The following is a 7,368-nucleotide window of genomic DNA, read 5'->3' on the forward strand; positions in this document are numbered from 1 at the left end:
TCTAACACGTACAGTATTGTGTCACGCTGAACTGCCGTTTTCGAATCTGTTTTGGGCGGCCGGTTGAATCGCCCCGGTTAGCGCTGCGTCCGCGGATGCCTGACGACGATCACCGTCCGGCGACCCCTCCCACCGGGCAGGTCGGTGGTATTCCGAAGAATTTCCAGGATGTGGTTCGACTCTTCGTCGAGGTGTTCGGTGGGTTCGTCGAGAAGCAGGATTGGCGCTGTGCTGACAAGTGCCCGGGTGAGAATGAGCCTGCGCCGCTGACCACCCGAGAGACTGTCCGCGCCGCTGTCCAGAATCGTGTCCAGGCCGTCGGGTGCGGCATCGACCCAATTGCGCAGGCCCACGGCGTCCAGTACGGAGTAGATGTCATCGTCGCTGACCTGCGGGTTACCAATAGAGATGTTGTCCCGCACCGTCGTGGCGAAAATGTGCTCATCCTCGGCGATAAAACGCACCAAGTCGCACTGCTCCGTGTTTACGTGGGGCTCTCCGGCACTTGCCGCACTGCGCCACAGCTCACGTCCGTCTCCGTCAGTGATAGTCACCGTGCCCGCAACCGGCGGGATTAGTCCGGCGATTGTCTTCAGCAGCGTGGTCTTTCCGCTTCCCGACGGCGCCGTGATCTCCCGGTAGTCGCCAAAGGTGACCTCGAAGTTTTGCATCGGCAGTTGAGCTGGCTGGGCAGCGGGCTCTTCCGCAGTATTCGAACTGTTGTCGTCGGGGTAGCCCACGATTAAGTCTTGAACCTGCAGAGTTGGCCGAACTGTCAGGTGGTTCTGAGCGAGCGGGGACGTGTGGATTGGCGCTGTGGGGACTGGGGCTGAGCGCATGGCATCCGCTTCCCCTGATTCACTCGCACTTGACGCGAGCGTCAGCAAGGCTTCCCTCGATTGCGCCAGTGTTTGCGCAGCAGCTGGCAGCGGACCAACCGACTCAAAAGCCGCCAGCGGCACCAGAACCAGAACCGTCAGCCACTCGGGAGAGTGCAGCAAACCGCCGCCAGCGCCCCCGGCCGAATCCGTCACTAACCACGACGCTACGACCACGGTCAGGACAGCGGTCAACACGCTAGCCGCGGTGCTCAGTGCGGAGGCGCGGGCATTTGCTCGACCTGCGGCGTCATCGATGGCCGCAACCGTTTTGCTGGAGGATGACGCGGCAGAGACTGCCTCATCCAACTGGCCGTGGATACGCAGGCCGGCGGCGTCGGAAAGCAGCGCTTCGACGGCAGCGGCATGCGACTGAAGCGCGGCCGCGCGACGCTGACTTGAGCGCGCAGTGGTGCGATACGTCAGGTAAGGAGCAACACCGCCGGCCAGAAGCAGTCCCACCGCCAGGAGAACCGCAGCGGCAGGCGAGAGTAGAGCCACAAAAATGACGGCGATGAGAGAGGTCATCAGCGCCACCAATGCGGGCACTATTGATCGCACGACGGCATCGGCAAGTGCGTCAATATTCGCCCCAAGCGCTGTGACAATATCGGAACGCTCACGCAGCGCCAGCGTACGGTCGGCCACGAAATGCTCCCATAGCTTCACGCGCGAGCGCTCGGCGGTGCGCAACGCCACATCGTGGGAGACCAACCGGTCGAGGTATCGAAACGCAGCTCGCGAAATACCCAGCGCGCGCACAGACGTCACCGCCAAGGTGATGTCCATCAGCGGTGGCATCTGCCAAGAACGCGTAATCAGCCACGCCGACACCACGGTCAGACTCAGCGCGGACAGCAGCGTGATGATGCCCGCCAACACCGGCCACACCAGGTCGCGGGGTTTCACCAGGCGACGAAGCGCTTGCAGAGTAGTCATCGCGACTGCACCTCCACCACGCCGTCGGCGGCCGCAATCAACAGCGGATCATGGCTGGTGGCAATCACTGTGGCTCCGCGCCGGGCACGTGCGTGCAGGAGCCTAATCACGGACTGCGCACTGTCGGCATCCAGGTGAGCTGTCGGTTCATCGAGGAGGACGAGGTCGCGGGTGTCGTCGGCAAGCTCGCGCCGAAGCGCCTCCCGCTGACGTTGCCCGAGCGAGCGCCGCGAATTGTCTCCCACCGTCGCTGCGTCCAACACTGGGCGCTGGGGCAGCCACGCGATGCGCCGCAGCAGATCCTGGTCACGGAGAATGCGCTGGCCGTCGCGAATAGTTACGGAGCCTTCCAACCCCTCGTGCACGATGCCGGCGACCGCAAGCAGCGCTGTCGTCTTGCCCACGCCGTTCGGCCCCGCCAGCACCGTCACTGTGCCTGGCTGCGCGATGGCGCTTAATTCACTTGGCCGCACGCCGTCTCGCCCCGGCGCGGAAAGGCGTTCGAACACGACCGTGGGGGCGCTGTGGACACTGCTTGACGACGTTCCTTCGGCCACCTCTTCCACAGTTTCAGAGGTGGTGTCTGTGGAGTTTGGAGTCTGGCCAGCGTCCTTGTCTAACAGTTCCGTGACTTCGGTGGCAGCGACCACACCGTCCTGGGCGGCGTGGAATTTCTGGCCAACCTGGCGCACCGGGCCATAGATTTCTGGGGCGATGATGAGCACTGCCAGGCCGGTTGCCAGCGTCATGTGGCCTCCCAGAAGTCGGAAACCGATGCCGACGGCGATGAGGGCGATTGACAGGGTGGTGAGGAATTCCAGGACCGACGCGGATAGGAAAGCGATGCGCAGGACCTCCATGGTGGATTTCCGGTGGCGGGTCGACAGGCGCTTGATTTCCTCGCTGGGGGTGTCGGCCATGTTGTGCGCTTTGAGCGTTGGCAGGCCGATGACCAGGTCGAGAATCTGACCACGCACCGTGCCGATGTCGGCCAGACGGCGTTCTGTGTGGCCCTCAGTGAGGCGACCTACCAGCCACATGAACAGTGGAATGAGTGGCAGCGTGACAACCGCGATGGCAACCGATGGGAGGTCCAACCATGCGACTGCGACCAGTGCCATCGGGGTAGCCAGCGCTGCGGCCACCAGTGCGGGGAGGAATTCCGCCACGTAGACGGCCACACCATCGAGCCCGACCGAAAGCAATGCGCGCCAGTGCGCGGTGTCGACAGTGCGAGGATCGCGCAGAGCCAGGGCTCGCAGTGCCCGGCTGCGCAGGTCTGTGGCCACGCGTGCACCCGCAGATTGGCCGAAACGCACGAGCGCGTAGGAGCAGGCCACCCGAACGAGTACAGCGGCCGTGGCTATCAGCGCGAATAATGTCCAATTAGGAGTTGCCTCACCCAGAACCTGCGCCGTAATAGTGCCGATTGCCAGCCCCAACGCGATTGTGGCACCTGTGCTCGCGGCGGTCAGTGCGCCCGCGAAAATGACCCAACGCCAGGCTGGGGCCGACAGCTTGAATAGTTTCGGATCGACAGGTGCCACTTTTTAGAAACTAACCTCCAACGGACGGTCTACTGCGAGACCTTACGCTCAGCCATCAACCGCTTGCGGAATACCCAGTATGTCCACGCCTGGTAGGCAATCACCAGTGGGGTAATCACCAGCGCGGTCCAGGTCATGATTTTCAGCGTGTAAGGGTTAGAGGCGGAATTCCAGATATCGAGGGAGACGCCGTCGGCAAGCGTCGTCGGCATCAGGTACGGGTACATGGCGCCGAAGACAACGGTGGTGACGGCAGTCACGGTGACGGCGGTTGCGGAAAAAGCGATGCCGTCGCGGTTGCCTACGGTTGCGGAGATGGCAATGACCAGCCCCGCGACGGCGATAACGACAACAGCCCACAGCCAGGTCTTTCCGTATCCCAACTGTGTCCAGATGAGGAACACGCCGCCAAAAATCAGCGCCGACAGTGCCGGAATTCGAGCGGCGTTGCCGACCTCGTCGCGTAGCTTGCCGGCGGTCTTCAGCCGCAGGAACGTAACTGCGTGAAGAGCGAACACAGCCGCAAACGCAATCCCGCCGACCAGAGCGTACGGGTTCAGCAACCCGAGCAGGGTACTAAAGCCGGAGTCCAAGTTCTTGTCGGCATTCAGCGGGACACCGCGCACCAGGTTCGCGACCGCTACGCCCCACAGAATTGGAGGCAGCCAGGAGCCGAAGATAATCGCGCGGTCGCACCAGGCGCGCCAGTGCTCATCGTTGACTTTGAAGCGCCATTCCAGCCCGACGATACGGACAATCAACGCCACCAGAATCAGGAAGAGCGGCAGGTAGAAGCCGGAAAACATAGACGCATACCATTCCGGAAACGCCGCGAAGAGCGCGCCGCCAGCGGTAATTAGCCACACTTCGTTGCCGTCCCATACCGGCCCGATAGTTCCGAGCATCGCTTTACGACGCGGTTCATCGCGGCCAACGAACGGCAGCAGCATTCCGACGCCGAAGTCAAAGCCCTCGAGAAGGAAGTAGCCGGCGAACAGGAACGCGATCAGGACAAACCACAAAACGGGAAGATCTAATCCGAACATGTCAGAGATACATCCTTATCTACTTTGTGTCCTCAGTCGCGGAGACTTCGGAGTCGGGGCTGGCAGCGGACTGGGCATGGACCTTGTTGAATCGAACCGGAGACGAGATGATCGCGCCCAGATTGGTAGCGATTGGTGACGACGGGCCAGCGTGCTCGGGGTCATTGCCGATGGCGTTGATAGCCTCAGCGGATTCGGTCGGAGGTCCGGCAATAACTGCGCGGCGAATCAACCAGAACCACACCACTGCCAAAATCAGGTAGAGCAGGGTAAAGCCCACCAGGGTGATAATCACCGTGGCCGGTGCGTGGTCGGACACACCCATATCGACGGTCATGCGAATCAGCTCGGTGCGCGGGTCGCCCGCGTGATCCGGGTTCGGGTGCACAATCCAGGGCTGACGGCCCATCTCCGTAAAGATCCAGCCAGCGCTGCTGGCCAAGAACGGGAACGGAATCGCGAGGATACTGCAAGCGGCGAAAATGCGGGCTCGCTTGCCCGTCGGCACGCGCCCCTTGCGAGTAAATAGCCAAGCGAAAAACGCGATAGCCAGAGAACCGACCATGAGCCCAATCATGGCGCGGAAAGACCAGTATGTGACGAACAGATTCGGAGAGTAATTGCCTGGGCCGAAGACCGCCTCAGCTTTTTCTTGCAGGTCCTGCACGCCCTGGAGCGTGACGCCACTGAACTTGCCCTCGGCCAGGAAAGGCAGCACCCATGGCACCTCGATGAGATGCAGCACCGAGTCGCAATTGTTGTGCGTACCGACGGTCAGAATCGAGAACATTGGATCTGTCTGCGTGTGGCACAGGGACTCGGCCGATGCCATCTTCATCGGCTGCTGCTCGAACATAAGCTTGGCCTGGATATCGCCGGTGATAAACACCGCCAGCGAGCTGAGCACAGTTGTCCAGAGCCCGACCTTCATGGACTTGTGAAACGTCCGTTCGTGAACAGTATTGCTCTGGCCACCGCGGCGGCTCTGAACCAGCCACCAGCCACTGACGCCGACAACGAGCGTGCCGGCGGTAAGGAAAGAGCTGGCCACGGCATGCGGGAAAGCTGCCAAGGCAGTGGAGTTGGTCAACAGTGCGCCAAAGTCTGTAAGCTCTGCGCGGCCGGTTTCCGGGTTGTAGACCGCGCCTACAGGATGCTGCATGAACGAATTGGCGACGATGATGAAATACGCCGAGATATTCACCGCAATAGCGACAATCCAAATCGAGAGCGTGTGCATCCAGGTGGGAATACGCCCCCAGCCGAAAATCCACAGTCCCAGGAAAGTGGATTCCAGGAAGAATGCGATGAGGCCTTCAAGAGCCAGCGGGCCGCCGAAGACATCACCGATCATGCGGGAGTACTCCGACCAGTTCATACCGAACTGGAATTCCTGGACGATACCCGTGGCTACGCCCATGGCGAAGTTAATAATGAAGATGGTGCCGAAAAGCCGCGTCGCTCGGTACCAAAGGTCATTTTTCGTCGTGGCCCACAGTGTCTGCATGAGCGCGACGAGCGGAGCTAGACCAATTGTCAGTGGGACAAAAATGAAGTGGTAGACGGTGGTTATGCCAAATTGCCAACGAGATATATCGACGACATCCATGTTTCCTCGACTGAAAAAGTAGACATAAACGATGCGTGTACTTCGTCGGATTTGTCGAAGCCTGCATCAAGTGCCCGCAGTATTCCTGCTTATTAATTCAGTCGGACAGGAGGGGTAAAAAGTTCCGGGGTGTGAACTTATCGACGCGGGCAGGGCAAAACTCCGGAGGGCAATTATTAAAAACAAGCGCGTAATTGCTAGGCTATTTTGTTGCGCGGGCCTTTAGCTCAGCTGGTAGAGCTACGGACTTTTAATCCGCAGGTCGCGGGTTCGAGCCCCGCAGGGCCCACAAGCACGCAAAACCCCAGGTCATCAACAGCCTGGGGTTTTGTAGTATCTTGCCTGTATTTGCCCTCTGTGGCACCTACTTCTCCCGCTTGTGGTAGCCCATCCGTGGCTTGAAGCCCGCCGGGTGCTTAAGCTGCGCCACTGCATCGGCGACTATCAAGCGGAAGCGTGGCTTCATCGGTGGCATCTGTGAGATCTGGAACCATCCGACATCAGTGGATTCATCATCAGCGACATAGGGGACGTCGTCGCCAACAACACTGCAGCGCATGGAGATATCCAGATATGAGGAAACATCGCCGTTGAGGTGTTCGATAGGGCCAACGGCGCCAGTTCCAAGCAGGGCCTCAACTGTGACATCGAGTCCCGTTTCTTCCTTTACCTCTCGCACGGCGGCGTCGTGAGGCTGCTCGTCCGGGTCGATAATTCCGGTGACTGGGGTCCATTCACCATTATCGGAGCGACGAACCAGCAAGACCTCGGGCAAGGCGTACATCGGTGCATTCGGCGGAACATCGCGAATGACGATAGCCGTGACACCGGGGAGCCAGAGCGGAGCGTGGCCCACTTTTTCACGGAGCTGAACAATGAAATCCGGAATTGCCATAGTTGCGAGCTTATCTGAGTACTAGTAGCGTCCGCGGAAATAGTAAGAAACTCCAGTTCAACCGTGGATTTTGGGAAAAGGGTACTTATCCTCTATAGTTCTTTACGTTGCCAAGAGCGCGCGCAAATGCAATGTTCATACACTGCAGGTGTACGCGGAGTGTGCCACTGAGTGGGCAACTCTTTGCAGCGTTAAGTCGGGCTCCCATCGTCTAGAGGCCTAGGACTCCGCCCTTTCACGGCGGCAACACGGGTTCGAATCCCGTTGGGAGTACCACTAAAAATCATGATGGCCCTGTGGCGCAGTTGGTTAGCGCGCCGCCCTGTCACGGCGGAGGTCGCGGGTTCAAGTCCCGTCAGGGTCGCAATTCTAAACGCCAGTTCCGGTTGGAGCTGGCGTTTTTTGCTTTTGGTTAGTGGTGCGCTGGGCGTCGGGGGTTAAGTAAAGAAAAGTG

The 7,368-nt window shown here is 60.0% G+C and carries 5 protein-coding genes and 3 tRNA genes; 3 read left to right on the forward strand and 5 right to left on the reverse strand.

The window, feature by feature from the left end:
- Nucleotides 1-77: 77 nt before the first annotated feature.
- The 4 genes from cydC to CHU70_RS03650 are packed head-to-tail and all read right to left on the reverse strand — an operon-like array spanning nt 78 to nt 6,019.
- Entirely contained in the window at nt 78-1,817 is a 1,740-nt protein-coding gene (cydC, locus tag CHU70_RS03635; protein WP_016421376.1) for a thiol reductant ABC exporter subunit CydC, read from the reverse strand.
- Entirely contained in the window at nt 1,814-3,364 is a 1,551-nt protein-coding gene (locus tag CHU70_RS03640; protein ID WP_016421375.1) for an ABC transporter ATP-binding protein/permease, read from the reverse strand. The genes cydC and CHU70_RS03640 overlap by 4 nt, the downstream gene beginning before the upstream one ends.
- 29 nt (nt 3,365-3,393) lie before the next feature.
- On the reverse strand, nt 3,394-4,410 hold the full coding sequence (gene cydB, locus CHU70_RS03645) for a cytochrome d ubiquinol oxidase subunit II (RefSeq protein WP_016421374.1): 1,017 nt from the start codon (nt 4,408-4,410) through the stop codon (nt 3,394-3,396).
- A gap of 19 nt (nt 4,411-4,429) precedes the next feature.
- A complete protein-coding gene (locus tag CHU70_RS03650; RefSeq protein ID WP_070643088.1) occupies nt 4,430-6,019 on the reverse strand; it encodes a cytochrome ubiquinol oxidase subunit I in 1,590 nt (529 codons plus the stop codon).
- Nucleotides 6,020-6,235: 216 nt separating this feature from the next.
- Here CHU70_RS03650 and CHU70_RS03655 point away from each other — a divergent pair.
- Nucleotides 6,236-6,308: transfer RNA gene (locus CHU70_RS03655), tRNA-Lys, on the forward strand.
- 75 nt (nt 6,309-6,383) lie between these two features.
- Here CHU70_RS03655 and CHU70_RS03660 read toward each other — a convergent pair.
- Nucleotides 6,384-6,914 carry an NUDIX domain-containing protein gene (locus CHU70_RS03660; RefSeq protein WP_070643090.1) on the reverse strand — a complete coding sequence of 177 codons (531 nt, stop codon included), beginning with the start codon at nt 6,912-6,914 and terminating at the stop codon, nt 6,384-6,386.
- Between the two features lie 200 nt (nt 6,915-7,114).
- Between CHU70_RS03660 and CHU70_RS03665 the strand changes: the two genes are divergently transcribed.
- Nucleotides 7,115-7,190: transfer RNA gene (locus CHU70_RS03665), tRNA-Glu, on the forward strand.
- 14 nt (nt 7,191-7,204) lie between these two features.
- Nucleotides 7,205-7,278, forward strand: a tRNA-Asp gene (locus CHU70_RS03670).
- Nucleotides 7,279-7,368: the final 90 nt, after the last annotated feature.

The organism is Corynebacterium sp. LK10, assembly GCF_008042455.1.
Classification (GTDB): domain Bacteria; phylum Actinomycetota; class Actinomycetes; order Mycobacteriales; family Mycobacteriaceae; genus Corynebacterium; species Corynebacterium jeikeium_D.

What these genes read in the sequence shown, in the direction of transcription:
- CHU70_RS03650 (WP_070643088.1), bottom strand. Translation starts at nt 6,019, where the DNA reads ATGGATGTCGTCGATATATCTCGTTGGCAATTTGGCATAACCACCGTC.
- cydB (WP_016421374.1), bottom strand. Translation starts at nt 4,410, where the DNA reads ATGTTCGGATTAGATCTTCCCGTTTTGTGGTTTGTCCTGATCGCGTTC.
- cydC (WP_016421376.1), bottom strand. Translation starts at nt 1,817, where the DNA reads ATGACTACTCTGCAAGCGCTTCGTCGCCTGGTGAAACCCCGCGACCTG.
- CHU70_RS03660 (WP_070643090.1), bottom strand. Translation starts at nt 6,914, where the DNA reads ATGGCAATTCCGGATTTCATTGTTCAGCTCCGTGAAAAAGTGGGCCAC.